Raw genomic sequence first — 17323 nt, 5'->3', positions numbered from 1 at the left:
TGACCGTGTCGGTGGCCTGTTCTAGTGTGTCCCGCGAGCGAGGGGGAGACATGCGGAGACTTGTGTCTGTGGCAGTGGGAACGGTGCTGTTGTTCGTAATGGGAAGCGTGCCCGTGGCGGCGGCGCCGACCAGGTCGGAGTCGTCCGTCGAGTCGAGTTCGCCTGTCACCGATGTCGCGGCTTCGGTGGTCTCGGTGTTCGCCCCGTTGCCTCCTGACTCACTTCCGCACCCGCCTGAGTGCGACTATCTGTCCTACCTACGCTGGCGCTCGGTCGACGGGCCTGCGGATTCCGCAGAGGCCGATCGAATCCTGGTGGCGCAGCCCGGCATCTTCGAGGGTGCGGGTGCGTTCGAATCGGTCGCGCGCAATACGGTGTCGGCGGCCGCGGCGGCGGGTTCGCACATCGAGTTCTGGGCGCTGGACCGGCGGTCGAATTGCCTCGAGGACCATACCGGTACGCAGGCCGCGCTGGCGGCGAACGATCTGTCGGTCGCGTCGGACTACTACTACGGCGGCTCCGAGATCGAGGGCCGAACGTTCGCCGGTTTCGCCGACGGCGCCGCGACAACGTGGCTCGCGAACCAAGGCCTCGAACAGACGCTGCGCGACCAGTACGACCTGCTGAGGATCGAATTGCCCGACCAGCAGGTGCGCAAGGAGAAGGTGCTGTGCGGCGGTCATTCGCTCGGCGGTTTCGTGACGGGCTATTTCGCGGAGTGGGATTTCGACGGTGACCCCGCGACTCTCGACGACGCCGGATTCAACCAGTGCGCAGGATATTTCGCTCTCGACACCATCGTGAAAGCCGGGACGCCGCCGGTGGTACGTGGCATCCCGGACCTGGAACTTCCGGCGGCGATCGCCGATCCCCTCGCGGACCTCACCGGTCGCCTCGACACGGCTCTGCCGGTACTCCGGTTACCTGCAGTGATCAATCCCGAGACCACCAATCTGCTCGCGTTGGCGGGTGTGGCTGCCAGGATCGATCCCGACGGAGTGAACGGTCTCGTCGACGTACTGCCGCACAACACGAATATCGATGCGACACTGAGGGTTCTGTTGTCGAAGGATGCGGCGATGGCGGCGACGGGCAGCCCGTCGGTTCGGTCGCTGTACGCCACCAACGACGCCGTACTCGGGGCACTGCTCGACGACAACTCGCAGCCCTTCGGGTTCCTCCAGGCGAGTGTGGGATTCATCGGCCCACAACCTGTGGTGGACAAGGCTTTTCCGACTCTCCCTGGCATGGAGTCGCTTCCCGTGATCGGCAGCACTCTCGGCGATGCGCGCAAGGCGGCGCCTGCGGTGTACGGCGATCCGAACGTCGTCTACACCTGGAACGACTACGACAGACTGGATGCATCCGAGCAGACACTGCGTTACACCGATCCGAGCAGCGAGGTCACGTCGATCTCGCAGCTCGCTCGAAGCCTTGCCGAGCCGCCGCTCGACTTCACGGAGTGGTATTTCCCGACGGCACTGACGTTCGACCTCACACAATCCGGGTCTACCGCGATTCGTGAACACCGGCTGCACCGCGACGGCGTGGACCGCAATCCGATTCTGACGTTGCAGGGCAGCGGCGGCATCGACCTACCTCCGTCGGGCCATCCAGGTGACAGGCCGATCGTCGTGCAGGGGTACAACCATCTCGACGTACTTCACTGCCGCACGCGAGCAGAACAACGGTCTACCCGAGGTCGTCAGCACCGAGCTCGCGCGGTTCGCCGCTGATCCTGCTTCCTGATCCGCGCCGCGACCTGCTACCTTGAACGCCGTTCAAGTTCGCATCACGAGGAGTGATCATGGCAGGCGCACAGGAGTCGACAGTGGCCGGTTCGAAGTTTCGTATCTCGGCTCGCGACATGGCACAGATCGCCGTGTTCGCGGCACTGCTCGCGGCTCTCGGGTTGCCCGGTGCCATCACCGTCGGATTCAGTGGCGTGCCGATCACGCTGCAAACGCTCGGCGTCATCCTCGCCGGCGCGATCCTCGGTGCTCGCAAGGGCACGGCGGCGGTCGTCGTGTTCATCGCGCTTACGTTGATCGGTCTGCCGCTGCTGTCGGGCGGACGCACGGGCCTGACGGCTCTCGCCGGACCCAGCGCCGGCTACCTGATCGGCTGGATCCCGGCGGCCTTCGTCATCGGCCTGCTGACGGCACGGATCCTGCCGAAGTACCCCGTCGTCCTCGGCCTGCTGATCAACGCCCTCGGCGGCATCGTGATCATCTACGTCTTCGGCACGATCGGTCTGCTGCTGCGCACCGACATCGGAGTCTGGGGTGCCATCTCCACCAACTTCGCGTTCCTCCCCGGTGACGCGCTCAAGGTCGTCATCGCCACCGTCGTCGCGAAGAGCGTGCACCGGGCCTACCCGGGCTTGATTCGTCCGTGACTCTCGTTCTCGGCGGCGCCGGTGATCAGCCGGCTTTCCGCTGGGCAGGCAGAACGGTCACCTACGCCGAATTCGACGACGCGATCGACGAGTGGCCCGAACAGCCCGTGTGCGACGCGTCGGAACTCGACGTCCCGACGGCCCTCGTCGCCGTCTGTGCGGCTGCCCGCCGAGGAACGGCAGTACGCGTCGAGAATCCCGATGCGAGACCTCACCGCGAAACAATCGCCGACGCCTGGCTGCTCGTCGCGACGTCGGGATCCACCGGCCGCCCGCGCCCGCTCGCTCGGACAGTCGCATCCTGGGCCGACAGTTTCGACGAATTCACGGCAATCACGGGCTTGAAGCCCGAGGACCGGATTCTGATCACCGGCCCGTTGCACGCGACGATGCACCTGTTCGCCGCAGTCCACGCGCTGCACATCGGTGCGTGCGTCACCGACGATGCGGAGTCCGCGACGGCCGCTCACGCCGTGCCCGCGGTGCTGCGCCGCCTGGTCGAGCACTCGGGAAAGCTGCGAACCGTCGTCGTGGCGGGTACCGCGCTGGACTCCGGTGCTCGGGACAAAGCATTCGGCGTCGACCTCGTCGAGTACTACGGCGCCGCCGAACTGTCGCTCGTCGCTGCGCGCAGAGTCCCCGAACCGTTGAGGCTTCTCGACGGCGTGGATGCACGAATCGAGGACGGTCTGTTGTTCGTCCGCAGTCCGTATGCAGTCCTCGGCACGCCGGAGTGGGTGAGCGTCGGCGATCTTGCGGAACTCGGGCAGGACGGCACGCTCACCGTGCACGGCCGTGGGGACGCCGCGATCGACGTCGGCGGCACGACGGTCCTCGCGGAGGAGGTCGAGCGGATTCTAGACGGTATCGACGGCATAAGAGCAGCAGCAGCAATCGGCACACGTCACGACGTGCTGGGGGAGACCGTGACGGCAGTGATCGAGCTGGTCGGCGACCTCGACGCGGTCAAGAAAGACGCACGCCGACTGCTGCAGAAGGAAGCCGTGCCGCGGCGTTGGGTCGTCGTCGACGAGCTTCCACGCACGGGCAGTGGGAAGATCGCGCGCGGCCGGGTGAAAGACTTGATTCCATGAGCTCGATGCCCGTCCTCGTCGCGCCGTGGCGGACACCCATCGGCAACGCCGGGCACGGATTCAAGGACCTGACGACGACGGATCTCGCGGCGCCGGTGTTGTCCGCGGTCGTGGCGTCGCTGCGTGAGTCGGGCTGCTCCGAAAACGTCGACGACGTCGTGCTCGGCAACTGCCTCGGCCCCGGAGGTGACCCGGCTCGTATCGCGGCACTGCGCGCGGGCCTCGGTGTCGACGTGCCGGGTGTGACCGTGGACCGTCAATGCGGTTCGGGTCTCGACGCGGTCGTCCAAGCGGCGATGCGAGTCCGCAGCGGCGACGACCAGCTGATCCTCGCCGGTGGCGTCGAATCCGCCAGCACTGCCCCGTGGCGATTCTGGCCACCGGCACCCGAACAAGATCCCGTCCGTTACACCCGCGCCCCGTTCGCGCCGGAAGGCTTCCCGGACCCCGACATGGGCGTCGCCGCCGATGATTTGGCACGGAAGTTGGGAATCGATCGCGACCGCCAGGACGCCTACGCGGCCCGGTCTCACATGCTGGCCGCGGCAACGGATTTCGCCGACGAGGTGGTCTCCGTCGCAGGTATCGAGAGAGACGAACGTATTCGTCCGAACATGACTCAGCAGCGACTCGCGCGACTGCGACCGACGTTCACCGCCGATGGCACCGCGACGGCCGGTAATTCGTGCGGAATCTCCGACGGCGCAGCCGTTCTCGCGGTGACGACAGAGGCCATGGCGAAAGGTATACCAGCGCTGCGGGTTCTGGGATCGGCTGTCGCCGGTTCGGATCCGGCTCTGCCTGGACTCGGCCCGGTGCCGGCGATCGAGAAAGCGTTGCGACGCACCGGCGTCGGGCTGGGGGACATCGGGATCGTCGAGATCACCGAGGCGTTCGCGTCGGTCGTGCTCGCGGTGACGGACACTCTCGGCATCGACGAGGACATCGTCTGCCCGCAGGGAGGCGCCATCGCGATGGGGCACCCATGGGGCGCGTCGGGCGCAATTCTGTTGGTGCGCTTGGCGAAACAGATGCTGAAGGACGACGGCCCCGATGTGGGCCTGGCCGCGTGTGCCATCGGCGGCGGCCAAGGTGTGGCAATGATCGTGGAGCGTGCGTGGTGAGCGACATAGTGTTTCGAGGGATCCGGCATTCGTTCGGCGAGCGAGAGGTGTTGCGCGGCATCGACCTGCACATCACCGAACGTCGGGTCGGCATCGTCGGATCGAACGGTTCGGGCAAGTCGACGCTGGCGCGCATGATCAACGGTCTACTGACGCCCACGTCCGGCACCGTCACCGTCGACGGCGTGGACGCGGCGAAGAAGGGTGCGCAGATTCGCAAGAAAGTCGGGTTCGTGTTCACCGACCCCGACACCCAGATCGTCATGCCGACGGTGTCCGAGGACCTCGCGTTCTCGTTGCGCCGGTCGGGGTTGAGCAAGGCCGAGATCGCCGATCGAGTGCACCAGATCCTCGTCAGATTCCGGCTCGACGGGCATGCCGACCATCCGTCGCATCTGCTGTCCGGTGGGCAGAAGCAGCTGCTCGCCATCGGTGCAGTGCTCATCAGGCGTCCCGAGGTCGTCATCGCCGACGAGCCGACCACGTTGCTCGATCTGCGTAATGCACGCGTCGTCGCCGACGCGTTGGACTCGATGGATCAGCAGGTGATCGTCGTGACGCACCAGTTGGCCTTGCTCGACAGCTTCGAGCGGGTCGTCGTCATCGACAACGGCCTCGTGGCGTTCGACGGCGCGCCGGACGACGCCGTGCCTGCGTACCGGGAGCTCGTCGGATGATCGGGCTGTACCGCCCGGGGAACTCGGTGCTGCATCGTCTGCCGTCGGGTGTGAAACTGCTGCTGCTGATCGCCTCGATCCTCGTCGCAACGATCACGGTCCGCACGCCCCTGGAGGTCGGGATCGTGGCCCTCGTGGTCGCAGGTCTGTTCGCCGTTGCCCGCATCCCGGCCAAAGTTGCTCTCGCACAGCTCCGTCCGATCATCTGGATGCTGCTGGTCATCGGTGTGTTCCAGGTGATCATCACGTCGTGGCAGCGTGCGCTCGTCGTGTGTGGTCTGTTGCTGATCTCGGTCGCGCTGGCAGCACTCTTCACGTTGACGACGCGAATCAGCGACATGCTCGACACGGTGGCGCGAGCACTCGGCCCTCTGCAGCGATTCGGTGTGAACCCCGAACGCGTCGGGTTGATGCTGGCCCTCGCGATCAGGTGTATTCCGTTGCTCGCCACCATCGTTCACGAGGTGGCCGAGGCGCGGAAAGCCCGCGGCCTGCAGTGGTCGATGACGGCACTGGCCACTCCGGTGATCGTGCGAGCGCTGCGGACCGCCGACGCGATGGGTGACGCCCTCGTCGCCCGCGGTGTCGACGATGACTGAGCTACTGGCTGAGCGAATTGCGACGCAGGCGAGCAGTTCTCTCGCCGTCGTCGACCGTCGAGAATCGCTGAGCTACCGCGACTTCTGGACCCGCGTGACCGGCACGGCTGCCGGGATGCGCGGGATGCGTCGTGCAGCAGTTCTTCCGACGTCCGACGTCGGGTCACTCGTCGCGGTCACCGCGGCAATGCTGTCCGGAACGTCGGTCGTGTTGCTGCACCGTCATTTGTTGCCCGAGCAGTTCGCGCGAGTTCTCGCACTCACACGACCGGACGTAGTCCTCGCCGCACCGAGCCAGCATGCGCGACTGCGGAAGCTCGGGTGTACGAACCCCGTCGACGCACTGCACGCCGATGGTCCACACGACACGGCAACCCCTGACGACGAACTGCTCGTCGGCGTCACGTCCGGTACGACGGGGGAGCCGAAGCTGTTCGTACGCAATCAAAGATCCTGGGCGACGACGCTCGATCGGTCGGATGCCACGTTCGACATCTCACCCGGGGACAGGGTTGCCGCGCCCGGCGTACTCGATCACACACACTTTCTATACGGGGCGTTGCACGCGCTGACGAGGGGAGCGTCCGTGGATCTGCGCCCGGCTCTCGATGCGCTGAAAGATGCTCCGACACATCTGTATTCGGTGCCGACAATCGCGTGGGACATCGTCCGTGCAGGTATCCGCGCGCCGACCGTCCGCGAAGTGCTCTCCAGCGCTGCTCGCTGGCCGTCTCCCGGGAGGCTGGCGCTGCAGGAAGTCCTGCCGAACGCGTCGCTGGTCCACTTCTACGGTGCGTCCGAGCTGAGTTTCGTCTCCTACGACCGCGGCGTCGATCCGGGGCCGGGAACACTGTTCGACGGCGTCGACGCCGAGATTCGTGACACGCTGGTTCATGTCCGCAGCGACATGCTGTTCGACGGCTATCTCACCGACTCGGGTCTGGTCGGAGGCCCGGTCGACGGGTGGATGACGGTGGGGGACAGGGGAATTGTCGACGGCCGGAAGCTGACGCTGTTCGGCCGCGACAGCGACATGCTGATTCGCGCGGGCCTGAACGTCGAACTCGCGCCGATCGAGGCCGTGCTCACGGCGATACCGGGAGTCACAGAGGCCGCGGTGATCGCTGTACCCGACGTCAGGATGGGTGAAGCGCCCGCTGCTGCAGTGGTTCTCGGAACAGACCCGCCGGCGACGGCCGAGATCTGGCGCAGCCTGCGCGCGTCGCTGCCGAGCCCCAGCATTCCGGTGCAGCTACTGGCGGTGGAGGCTCTGCCCCGGACGCCCCGTGGCAAGCTCGACCGTGACGCTTTACGTGCGCTGCTCAGCCGAGAACGTGACGCGCCTTCATCCCGTCGAACACCGGGCCGACCTTGACGACGTCACCGAACGTCGGGGCATGCACCATCTGGCCGTTGCCGATGTAGATCGCGACGTGGCCCGGGCCGCCGGACTGCCAGTTGCCGAACAGCAGGTCGCCCGGCTGCGCCATCGACAGTGGAACCTCGGTGCCGACGTTCCACTGTGTCTCGGACGTGCGCGGCAGTTTCACCAACCCGTTCGACGCCTTGTAGATCGCGTACGACGTCAGGCCCGAGCAGTCGAATCCGCCGCCCGACGGCCCGTTGATGTTGCCGCCGCCCCACACGTAGGGGAGGCCGAGGTAGTCCATCGCGAGTTGCACGGCGCGGCCACCGAGGCCGGAGAGGTTCAGCGCCGAGAATGGTGTCAGCAAGGCTGCGAACTGCGGTTCCATCGCGCGGATCTTCGCGACGTAGGGCTTGGTCTGATTCTCGTAATCCGGTGTGCCCGAAGGCATTCCGCCGGACCTGAGAACAGCGCCCGCGCCTGCGTTGTAGCCGGCGATGGTCAGGTCGAGCGTGTCGCCCGACACGCGCCCCTCGTCTTTCCATTTCGACACTTGAGAGTGGATGTCGCACAACAGGTTTCCCGACGCCATGACCGAGTCGGCGATGCCGTTGATGTCGGCGACGCCGTCACCGTCGGCGTCCTTGCCGTACTTGCGCCACGTCGACGGCATGAACTGCCCTGGCCCGCGGGCGCCTGCGCTCGAGACCGGGGCCGTCGGGCCGTATCGAAATCCGTTCTCGGCTGCGTACAGTGCGGCGATGGTCGGTGCGTTCACGCCGTCGCAGATCGCGCCGGCGCGCGTCAGCCACGGTACGAATGCGGTGATCGCGCCGATGGGCGACAGTGACACACCGGTGAAGGTCGCGGGCATGCCGGGGAAGAGTGCCCGGCGAACGGCTTCGGCTGCAGGCATGAAAGCCGTCTGGTTCGTGAGTTCCGAGAGCGAGAAGCTCAGCGATCCGAACTGCATGGCGCCCGCGCCCGACGGGAAGATCGACGGCGCGAACGTGCTCGGTGTGACCGGAACGCTGGCTGCCAGTGGCGTGACGGTAGGCGCAGGTGCATCAGCAGCAGGAGTCTCGACAGCGGCGGCTTCGGCAGGTTTCTCCGGCTCGGGCGGTTTCTCCGGCAGCAAGGGCTCGGCGGCGGATTCGAGCGCCGCGGCCCCGTTGTCCAACGCGGTGGATGCGGCGTCCCGAGCGGGCTCGGGCATCGTCTTCAACATGTCGTCGAGTTGCTGGGTCAGTCCGGCTGCACTGTTCTCGGCTGCTGCGGCGACGCCTGCGGCTGCGTCCTGAACGGGTTGGGGGAGATCGGTTCCGGCGACTGCGCCGGCGGCGGACACTATGACGGCAACTATCACCGCGATTGGATCGCCTGCCATGTACAACTCCTGGTGCTCGAGCTCTCCCCGACATGCCACGCCAACCCTCCGCTAGTGAGCTGACTCACACATCATGCCTTGCCGAACTGATTCCATGGGCCGAAACGGCGACGGATTCCAGTACAGCCGTGCCGAAATCGTGCACGCGATAAAGTCGTCACCCGAGCACTCGAGGAGGTAGTCCCATCGACAAGTACGTGCTGTCACCGGACACCGTCTGGGATCCCGGCTCGCAGTTGCTGTCCCAGTGCGTCGTCGTGGAGAACGCCTCGCGCACGCTGTATCTGTCGGGGCAGACCGCGATCACTGCCGACGGACAGTTCGAGGGCATCGGCGACATCGACGCGCAGATCAGGCTGTCGTTCGAGAACATTCGGCTGATCCTCGACGCGGCGGGCGGAACGCTGGACAACGTCGTGAAGCTGACGGTCTATTTCGCCGACATCAGCACCCTCGACACGTACACCGGAATTCTCGGTGAGCTGTTCCCGCAGACGCGACCGGCGCAAACCGTCGTCGAAGTTGCTCGTCTCGCGATGCCGGAACTACTGATCGAAATCGACGCCGTAGCCGTCCTCTAGATCAGCGTGGCCCAATAGTCCGAGAAGCGAATGCCGATCAGCACGATCACGACGGCGTACCAGACCGCGAGGATGGTCCAGCGCCATTCGAGCAGCAGTCGCGGCACGGTTCCTGCGTGTTCTCGATCGACCAACTGCGACAGCGCGACGACGAAGATCGGCATCGTGACGGCCCAGACGACCATGCAGTACGGGCACAGTGCGCCGATCTCGTACAGGCTCTGGTAGATCAGCCAGTGGATGAACACCTCGCCGAGCAGGGTGCCGAGGGCGAGACCGAGCCAGTACCAATGCGGCAGTGCCACCTTCGCGAGCGTCAAGATGCCGGTGACGACGACGATCGTGAACGCGACGATGCCGATGATCGGGTTGGGGAATCCGAAGACCGCGGCCTGTTCCGTCGTCATGACCGAGCCGCACGACAGCACGGGATTCAGGCTGCACGACGGCACGTACGACGCGTCTTCCAGCAGCTTGATCCGCTCGATCGTGAGAGTCAGTGCGGCGAGCAGTCCGAGCGCGCCGCCGATCGACAGAACCCAAGCGGTTGTCCTGGCGGGTCTCACTGTGCGGCAGCGATGGCGGCGCGCAGACCGTCGGGCGTTGGGTTGGAGACGACGGTGCCGTTGACCGAGACGGTCGGGGTGCCGGTCACGCCGTCGGCCAGGACTTTCTGGGTCTGGCTGGTGACGTAGTCGGTGTAGGTGCCGTCGGTGACGCAGGAAGCAATATCGACGCCGACATCGGATGCGAGGGAAATCAGTTCATCGTCACTGAGTCCAGCCCCACCCTCGGCAGGCTGCTGCTCGAACATCGCCGTGTGCCATGCAGGCCACGCCGAGATGTCGGCGTCCGCGACGCACATGCTCGCGTTGGCGGCGCGGGTGGAGTAGTTCGTCGACGACATGCGGTCGAGGATCGCGATCGGCTTGTAGTCGACGGCGATGGTGTTGTCGGCGATCAGGTCGGACAGCGTGTCACCACTGATGGCCTCGAACTGCTTGCAGGCAGGGCACTGGAAGTCCTCGACGGCGGTGACGACGACGGCAGCATTCGGGTCGCCGATGCGGATGGCACCGTTCTCCGTGACCGACGACGGCGTCGCGGCGGGTGTCGCGGTGGTGTCGTCGGAATTCTTCGAGGCGATCGAGAAACCGATGACGGCGATGAGCGCGATCAGCACGACGGCGACACCGACCTGGATCAGCGTGCGGCGCTGCTTGTCCTTCTTGCCCTGCAGTGCTGCGGCTGCGGCCTGTGCCTTCTTCTTGCTGTTGCTCACTGGTTCCCTCGCTCGCCCGAAAAATCCTTCGACCAGGATAAGCGCGCAAACCTGAGCGCTACGTAAGAGCGACGATGCGTTCGACCGCGTAGCCGTACCCCGCGATCCCGAGCCCGGCGATGACGCCGCTGGCGATGGGGGACACGAACGAGTGGTGACGGAACTCCTCGCGGGCATGGACGTTGCTGATGTGCACCTCGATGATCGGGACCTCGGGGATGACGAGGGCGTCGCGCAGTGCGACGGACGTGTGAGTGAGACCACCGGGGTTGATGACGATTCCCGACGCCTGTCCTCGTGCTTCGTGGATCCAGTCGATGAGCTGGCCCTCGTGGTTGGACTGCTCGGCGCGGACGCTGCGCCCGTGGGCCGCGGCTGTCTTCTCGCACAGTGCCACGACGTCGGCGAGTGTCTCGTTGCCGTACACCTCGGGCTGACGCGTGCCGAGCATGTTCAGGTTCGGACCGTTGAGCACCAAGATGTAGCCGGTGGTCATGTGATTGCTCACTTTCTGCTAGCCGCACGCTGCCGGGTGCGATCTTCCCACAGGGCACCGGGCAGAATGTTCACAGTGAAAACAGTGTGGGTGGTGTGGGGCGTCGGTGTCTTCGCCTACATCATCGGCATTCTTCACCGCACTGCCTTCGGTGTTGCCGGGCTCGAAGCCGCCGATCGATTTTCGGTCAGTCCGTCGCTGCTGTCGTCGTTCGTCGTTCTTCAGGTCGTCGTATATGCGTCGATGCAGATTCCGTCGGGCGTCCTGCTGGACCGTGTCGGCTCGCGCAAGATGATCGCCCTCGGCGCGCTGGTGATGACGACGGCTCAGATCACGCTCGCCGTCACGGAGTCGCTGCCGGTGGCGGTGGGAGCACGCGCGCTCGTCGGGATCGGCGACGCCCTCACCTTCATCGCGGTATTGAGGCTGGTGCCGAGGTGGTTCCCGCCGCGTCAGGTGCCGATCGTCTCGCAGTTGACGGGTCTGCTCGGCCAGATGGGCCAGATCCTGTCCGCGGTCCCGTTCCTGATGCTTCTGCACGGTCCGGGGTGGACGTTCGCGTTCGGTAGTGCAGCGTCGCTGGGGTTGCTGGCGTTCGTGTTGTCGCTGGCGTTGATTCGCGATTCCCCGCCCGGCGTCGAGGTACTCGATACGAAGAGTTCCCTGCGTGAGGCGTTCTCGACGATCGGCCAGGTATGGAAGCGTCCGGGCACGAGGCTCGGCTTCTTCAGCCATATGGGCACTCAGTTCTCGATCACGGTGTTCGCGTTGCTGTGGGGGATCCCGTATCTGACATCGGCGCAGGGTCTGTCGTCGTCGACCGCTGGTGCGTTGTTGTCGATCTCGGTGATCTCGGCGGTGTTCTCCGGTATCGGGCTCGGGATTCTCACGGGCCGATATCCGATGCGACGGTCGTGGCTGGTGCTCGCCATCATGATCAGCAATGCCGTGATGTGGGCCGTCGTGCTCGCTCTTCCCGGTCCGGCCCCGCTGTGGTTGCTGGTCATGCTCGTCATCGTGATCTCGGTCGGTGGCCCGGGGTCGGTCATCGGATTCGACTATGCGCGCACGTTCAATCCGAGCGCGAACCTCGGCACCGCGCAGGGGATGGTCAATATCGGCGGCTTCACGGCGTCCTTGCTTGTCATCGCCGCGATCGGGTGGATCGTGCAGGCGATGGGCGGCTACACCTTCGATGCGTTCCGCGTCGCGTTTCTCGCGCAGTATCCGGTGTGGATCATCGCGATCACGGGTGTTGTGCTGACGCGTCGCAAGACCCGGCAGAAGTTGGCCGAAGAGGGGATCTATCCGCACACGATGCGTGAGGTTCTGCAGCGCTTCCGCGATCGCTGAAATCGCTTTGCTTTCTTGTTCCGCCGAGCGCATGCTGGTGTTCGCAATTTAGTTGCATGACGAAAGCAAACAAAACGTAAAGGTGTGACCAAGCGGTGGTATCTCAACCTGACGTGACGGCATCCGACTCCGGCGAGTACAGCCACCGGGAGATCATGACGATTCTCTCCGGGCTGATGCTGGGCATGTTCCTCGCTGCGCTGGATCAGACGATCGTCTCGACGTCGGTGCGCACCATCGCCGACGACCTGAACGGATTCTCCGTTCTCGCGTGGGTCACGACGGCCTACCTGATCACGTCGACGGTGTCGACGCCGCTGTACGGCAAGCTGTCCGACCTCTACGGCCGCAAGCCGTTCTTCATGACGGCCATCTCGATCTTCGTCGTCGGCTCGATGTTGTGCGGTATCGCGACGTCGATGTACGAGCTCGCAGCGTTTCGAGCCGTGCAGGGACTCGGCGCCGGTGGCCTGATGTCGATGGCGTTGGCGATCATCGGCGACATCGTTCCACCACGTGAACGGGCCAAGTATCAGGGTTACTTCCTGGCGGTGTTCGGGACGTCGAGTGTGCTCGGGCCCGTCATCGGCGGATTGCTCGCGGGCCAGTCGTCGATTCTCGGTATCACCGGGTGGCGCTGGGTCTTCTACATCAACGTTCCGCTCGGCATCATCGCGCTCGTCGTGGTGTGGCGGGTGCTGAATCTGCCTGTGTTTCGGCGTGAGGCCCGCGTCGATTGGTGGGGTGCGGCCCTGCTGTCGGTCGGTCTGGTCCCGTTGCTCATCATTGCCGAGCAGGGTCGCGTCTGGGGGTGGAGCTCGCCTCGCGCGTTGGCGTGTTTCGCCATCGGTGTCGTCGGCGTCGTGCTGTTCGTCGTGGTCGAGATCAAGATGCGCGACGACGCCCTGATCCCCATGCGCTTCTTCCGCAATTCGCTGTTCTCGCTGTGTATCGCCGTCAGTGTCATCGCAGGCGCGGCGATGTTCGGTGGTATCTCGTTGCTGCCGCAGTATCTGCAGGTGGTGAAGGGCTCGTCGCCGACGCTGGCCGGCTATCAGACGCTTCCGCTCGTCGGTGCGTTGATGGTCAGCTCGATCGTGTCGGGTCGGATCATCTCGAAGACCGGTCGTTACAAGATCTTTCCGATCATCGGCACTGCGTTGATGGCGGTCGCGATGTTCACCTTCCATTACGTGCACGCGGATACACCGCTGTGGCAGACGATGGTCGTGATGGCGGTGTTCGGCATCGGTCTCGGCTCGATGATGCAACCGCTGACGTTGGCCATTCAGAATGCGATGCCGCCCAAGGACATGGGAGTGTCGACGTCGGCTGCGACGTTCTTCCGGCAGATCGGTGCGACGCTCGGTGTCGCGGTGTTCCTGTCGATGCTGTTCAACCAGCTCACGCCGAAAACCACCGATGCTCTGGTGACGGCCAGTTCCGATCCCCAGTTCCAACAGGCGGTGAAGTCGGCTGCAACCAGTAGCGACCCTCTGGAGTCCGGTTTCGCGAACGGGCTCATCACGCAGGATCCCTCGGTTGCCGGCAGTGCGCTGACGGACTCGTCGTTCATCCAGAAGATCGATTCGGTTCTGGCCGAGCCGTTCCGGATCGGGTTCTCCGACGCCATGGATTACGTATTCCTTGCCGTGTCGATCCTGATGGTCCTCGGATTCGTGCTGGTGTTGTTCGTCAAGGAAGTGCCGTTGCGGACCATGTCCGGGCTGGCTGCGGCGCGTGCCGAACGTGAAGCCGAGGCTAAATCGGAGCAGGAGTCTTCGGGGCCGTAGTAATCGGGGCAGGAGCGTCGTACGTTGCTGTTCATGGCACACAACGAACGAGAGACGATCGACGACTTCTTCGCCCGATACACCGGCTATCTGTCCGACGGCGACATCTCCGGTCTCGCCGACATCTACAACTATCCAGCGCTGGCGGTGTCGCCTCGGGGATGCTTGGCCGTCACGGATCCGCAGCAGACGCGCGACTTCTTCACGCAGGGACAGCAGTTCTACCGTTCCCGCGGAATCCACGCGGTGCGCGCGAAGGACATCGTGACCGATATCGAGGTGGGCGGCATCTGGGTAGGACACCTGGTGCTCGAGAATCTCGATGCCGCAGGTGAGCCGGTGGGTGTCGAGCGCAACGCGTATCAGGTGGTGATCGACGCCGGCGGCCGGCGACGCATCGCCGTGACGACTCCGCTGGACGGGGTCTGACCGACTCTCCAGGCTCACAGCTGTCCTCGAGCTTGCTCCCAGGCTGACCGAGGGTGGCGCGGTCACTCTGGTACTCGACATCTTCGATGGAGGACCAGCGTGACTACAACACTTCTGCCACCGCGGCATTCGAGTTCGAGCCCACAACCCCGGCACCGCCGGGGGCGACGTCTCGCACTGAACCGCAATCATGCTCTGTTGGCTGCATTGCTCGCGGCGACAGCGGTCCTCTATCTGTGGAACCTGACTGCGAGCGGCTATGCCAACACCTTCTATGCGGCTGCGGCGCAGGCGGGTTCGAAGGATTGGACGGCGTGGTTCTTCGGATCGCTCGACTCCGAGAACTTCATCACCGTGGACAAACCGCCCGCTTCGCTGTGGGTGATGGGCCTGTCCGCGCGCATCTTTGGATTCTCCAGCGCGAGTCTGCTTGTGCCGCAGGCGTTGATGGGCGTCGGTGCGGTGGCGACGGTGTATGCCTCGGTCAAGCGGGTCGCGAATCCCACTGCCGGGTTGTTGGCTGGAGCGGCTCTGGCGTCCGTTCCAGCTGCTGCGTTGATGTTCAAGTTCGACAATCCCGATGCGCTGCTCGTGTTGCTGATGTCGGTCGGCGCGTATTTCGTCGTACGGTCGCTGCAGACTGCGGCGGGTCGTCGTGCTGCGATGTGGTTGGCGTTCGCCGGTGTCGCATTGGGATTTGCGTTCCTGACGAAGATGCTGCAGGGGCTGCTCGTGTTGCCTGCGTTCGGTCTCACGTATCTCGTTGCGGGACAGTCTCGTCTGCGTGCACGACTGCTGCATCTGGTCGGTGCCTTCGCGGCATTGATCGCCGGGGCTGGCTGGTGGGTGTTGACGGTTGCGCTGTGGCCTGCCGATGCGCGTCCGTACATCGGTGGTTCGACGGACAACACGGTGATGGACCTGGTGCTCGGCTACAACGGGTTGGGCCGCATCTTCGGTGGTGACGGCAATGGCGGCGGCGGTGGCGGCGGCATGAGCGGTGGCGCTGCGGGATCGAGCTTCGGTGGTTCGACCGGGTTGGATCGGTTGTTCGGCAATGAGATGGGCATTCAGATTTCGTGGCTGATTCCGGCTGCGCTCGTTGCTCTGGTGTTCGGGTTGATATCGCGCGGTCGAGCTCCCCGGACGGATCTGTTGCGGGCGTCGCTCGTGTTGTGGGGCGGGTGGTTCCTGGTGACGGGGCTGATCTTCAGCTACATGTCCGGCACCATTCACCCTTACTACACGGTCGCACTGGCTCCGGCGATCGCAGGGCTGATCGGAACCGGTGGTTACGCGTTGTGGCTGCGCCGCGAATCGATCTGGGGCAGAGCAGGTCTCGCGTCGATGATGGTGGCTGCTGGAATCTGGTCTTGGGTTCTGTTGAATCGCAACGCGGATTGGCTCCCTGCGCTGAGGTGGGTTCTGTTGGTCGGAACTGTTGTCAGCGCTGTGCTGTGGCTTGCGGCCGGACGATTCCGTCGGTTGGCGGCGGTGGCGTTGATCGTCGGTGCGCTCGCCGGCCTGGGCGGTGGGGCGTCGTACGCCATTGCGACGGCAGCGACCGCGCATGGTGGTTCCATCCCGACCGCTGGTCCGACCGGTGCCGTCGAGGACTCCGGAATGGGCGGTGGCGGCATGGGTGGCGGTGGTATGGGCGGCAGCATGCCCGACGGCCAGCCGCCTTCGGGTGGCGAGATGCCGTCCGGTGAGGCGCCCAGCGGCGAGGTATCCAGTGACCAGGGTGGCTCGCAGTCGGGTGGACCAGGTGTCTCGGAGGCCGGTGTCTCTCAGCCCAGCGGCCAGGGCGGTTCCCAATCCAACGATGAGCTGAACGAATTGCTCGAGTCCGCGGACACCACGTGGTCCGCTGCGGTGAACGGATCGCAGTCTGCTGCCACTTATGAATTGGCGACCGACACGGCTGTCATGGCCATCGGCGGGTGGAGCAGTGATCCGGCTCCGACGCTCGATCAGTTCATCTCCTATGTCGCGGACCACCAGGTCAAGTACTACATCTCCGGTGGTCAGGGTGGAGGCATGGGAGGTCAAGGTGGCGGTATGGGTGGTAGCTCGGACAGTACGTCGTCCGAGATCGCCGAATGGGTCGCTGCGAACTTCACCGCAACAACTGTCAACGGCACGACCGTCTACGACCTCAGCAGCTACACCGGCTGAGCAGCTCGTACCAACTGAGCTGCTCATACGGACTGAGCACCGCGCTGACTGATTCCGCCGACGATCCCCTGTCTTTCCACTGCGGTGGGGCAGGGGATCGTTGTCAGTAGGGTGCCGGGTCATCGGCGTCTGCCCTTTCGCCGGGGGACAGTTTCATGCTCCAGCAGGTGGTGGGTGTGGGGCGTGGCTTTGTGGTCGTCGCGGTGGTGGTGGTGGTGGTCGACGCGGTGTCGGCCGTCTTCGTCTCGTTGTCTTTCTGTTCGGTATCGGTCTGCGCGGTGTCGGTGGGTTTCTCGTCGGTGTTGTTCTCGTCGGTGGTTTTCTGATCGGCGGGTTTCTGATCGGTGGGTTTCTGGTCGGCTGTTTCGGTGGTGTGTTTGGGTCGGCGTTTGCGTGGGATGTGTGGGGTGAGTGTGTGGCCGGTGAGGTCGGTTGTCCCGATGGTGTTTCCGGGGAGTGTGACGGCGGTGGTGCCGGAGTTCGATTGCCAGTATTCGATGGCTCCGGCGAGCATGGTCGGATGCCAGGCGCCCATGGTTTTGAGGGAGTGGTGGTATCGGCACAGG

At 64.8% G+C, this 17323-nt stretch carries 16 protein-coding genes and 1 pseudogene; 12 read left to right on the top strand and 5 right to left on the bottom strand.

Features of this window, described 5'->3' with window-relative positions:
• Nucleotides 1-68: 68 nt before the first annotated feature.
• The 7 genes from CHB96_RS24410 (at nt 69) to CHB96_RS24380 (ending at nt 7267) form a co-directional block, all read left to right on the top strand.
• The gene (locus tag CHB96_RS24410) at nt 69-1736 is read left to right on the top strand and encodes a hypothetical protein (protein WP_245866131.1); all 1668 of its coding nucleotides are present in this window, start codon (nt 69-71) and stop codon (nt 1734-1736) included.
• Between the two features lie 71 nt (nt 1737-1807).
• Nucleotides 1808-2398 carry a biotin transporter BioY gene (locus tag CHB96_RS24405; RefSeq protein ID WP_176444484.1) on the top strand — a complete coding sequence of 197 codons (591 nt, stop codon included), beginning with the start codon at nt 1808-1810 and terminating at the stop codon, nt 2396-2398.
• Complete coding sequence (locus CHB96_RS24400; RefSeq protein WP_089251203.1) at nt 2395-3492, top strand: AMP-binding protein; 1098 nt, start codon at nt 2395-2397, stop codon at nt 3490-3492. Before CHB96_RS24405 ends, CHB96_RS24400 begins: the two co-directional genes overlap by 4 nt.
• Nucleotides 3489-4616, top strand: a complete 1128-nt coding sequence (locus tag CHB96_RS24395; protein ID WP_089251201.1) for a thiolase family protein — start codon at nt 3489-3491, stop codon at nt 4614-4616. Before CHB96_RS24400 ends, CHB96_RS24395 begins: the two co-directional genes overlap by 4 nt.
• Nucleotides 4613-5293, top strand: a complete 681-nt coding sequence (locus CHB96_RS24390; protein ID WP_089251199.1) for an energy-coupling factor ABC transporter ATP-binding protein — start codon at nt 4613-4615, stop codon at nt 5291-5293. Before CHB96_RS24395 ends, CHB96_RS24390 begins: the two co-directional genes overlap by 4 nt.
• Nucleotides 5290-5892, top strand: coding sequence for an energy-coupling factor transporter transmembrane component T family protein (locus CHB96_RS24385; RefSeq protein WP_089251197.1), 603 nt, complete (start codon nt 5290-5292; stop codon nt 5890-5892). Before CHB96_RS24390 ends, CHB96_RS24385 begins: the two co-directional genes overlap by 4 nt.
• The gene (locus tag CHB96_RS24380; protein ID WP_089251319.1) at nt 5885-7267 is read left to right on the top strand and encodes an AMP-binding protein; all 1383 of its coding nucleotides are present in this window, start codon (nt 5885-5887) and stop codon (nt 7265-7267) included. The genes CHB96_RS24385 and CHB96_RS24380 overlap by 8 nt, the downstream gene beginning before the upstream one ends.
• Here CHB96_RS24380 and CHB96_RS24375 read toward each other — a convergent pair.
• Nucleotides 7215-8645, bottom strand: a complete 1431-nt coding sequence (locus CHB96_RS24375; RefSeq protein WP_089251195.1) for a C40 family peptidase — start codon at nt 8643-8645, stop codon at nt 7215-7217. The genes CHB96_RS24380 and CHB96_RS24375 overlap by 53 nt on opposite strands.
• Nucleotides 8646-8842: 197 nt before the next feature.
• On the opposite strand from CHB96_RS24375, the gene CHB96_RS24370 reads away from it, so the two are divergent.
• Nucleotides 8843-9226, top strand: coding sequence for a RidA family protein (locus tag CHB96_RS24370; RefSeq protein ID WP_245866129.1), 384 nt, complete (start codon nt 8843-8845; stop codon nt 9224-9226).
• Here CHB96_RS24370 and CHB96_RS24365 read toward each other — a convergent pair.
• From CHB96_RS24365 to aroQ, 3 genes are read right to left on the bottom strand one after another with little or no spacing between them, the layout of a single operon-like run.
• Nucleotides 9223-9792 (bottom strand): vitamin K epoxide reductase family protein, encoded by a 570-nt coding sequence (locus CHB96_RS24365; RefSeq protein WP_089251191.1) that lies wholly within the window; start codon nt 9790-9792, stop codon nt 9223-9225. The two genes, CHB96_RS24370 and CHB96_RS24365, sit on opposite strands and share 4 nt — an antisense overlap.
• Nucleotides 9789-10508, bottom strand: coding sequence for a DsbA family protein (locus tag CHB96_RS24360; protein ID WP_089251189.1), 720 nt, complete (start codon nt 10506-10508; stop codon nt 9789-9791). The genes CHB96_RS24365 and CHB96_RS24360 overlap by 4 nt, the downstream gene beginning before the upstream one ends.
• Nucleotides 10509-10566: 58 nt before the next feature.
• Complete coding sequence (aroQ, locus tag CHB96_RS24355; protein ID WP_089251317.1) at nt 10567-11004, bottom strand: type II 3-dehydroquinate dehydratase; 438 nt, start codon at nt 11002-11004, stop codon at nt 10567-10569.
• A 66-nt stretch (nt 11005-11070) separates the two neighbouring features.
• Between aroQ and CHB96_RS24350 the strand changes: the two genes are divergently transcribed.
• The 4 genes from CHB96_RS24350 (at nt 11071) to CHB96_RS24335 (ending at nt 16757) form a co-directional block, all read left to right on the top strand.
• Nucleotides 11071-12357 carry an MFS transporter gene (locus tag CHB96_RS24350; RefSeq protein ID WP_089251187.1) on the top strand — a complete coding sequence of 429 codons (1287 nt, stop codon included), beginning with the start codon at nt 11071-11073 and terminating at the stop codon, nt 12355-12357.
• A gap of 155 nt (nt 12358-12512) precedes the next feature.
• Entirely contained in the window at nt 12513-14150 is a 1638-nt protein-coding gene (locus CHB96_RS24345; protein ID WP_176444489.1) for an MDR family MFS transporter, read from the top strand.
• A gap of 33 nt (nt 14151-14183) precedes the next feature.
• Nucleotides 14184-14579 carry a DUF6841 family protein gene (locus CHB96_RS24340; protein WP_089251183.1) on the top strand — a complete coding sequence of 132 codons (396 nt, stop codon included), beginning with the start codon at nt 14184-14186 and terminating at the stop codon, nt 14577-14579.
• A gap of 99 nt (nt 14580-14678) precedes the next feature.
• Entirely contained in the window at nt 14679-16757 is a 2079-nt protein-coding gene (locus CHB96_RS24335; protein ID WP_371829049.1) for an ArnT family glycosyltransferase, read from the top strand.
• Nucleotides 16758-16860: 103 nt separating this feature from the next.
• Here the strand turns inward: CHB96_RS24335 and CHB96_RS30230 are convergent.
• Nucleotides 16861-17323: pseudogene (locus CHB96_RS30230) on the bottom strand (hypothetical protein); the annotation flags it as partial.

The sequence above is a fragment of the Rhodococcoides kyotonense genome (assembly GCF_900188125.1).
Classification (GTDB): Bacteria; Actinomycetota; Actinomycetes; order Mycobacteriales; family Mycobacteriaceae; genus Rhodococcoides; species Rhodococcoides kyotonense.
Note: the sequence above shows the minus strand (reverse complement) of the source record. Positions and strands in the feature narration are given on the sequence as shown.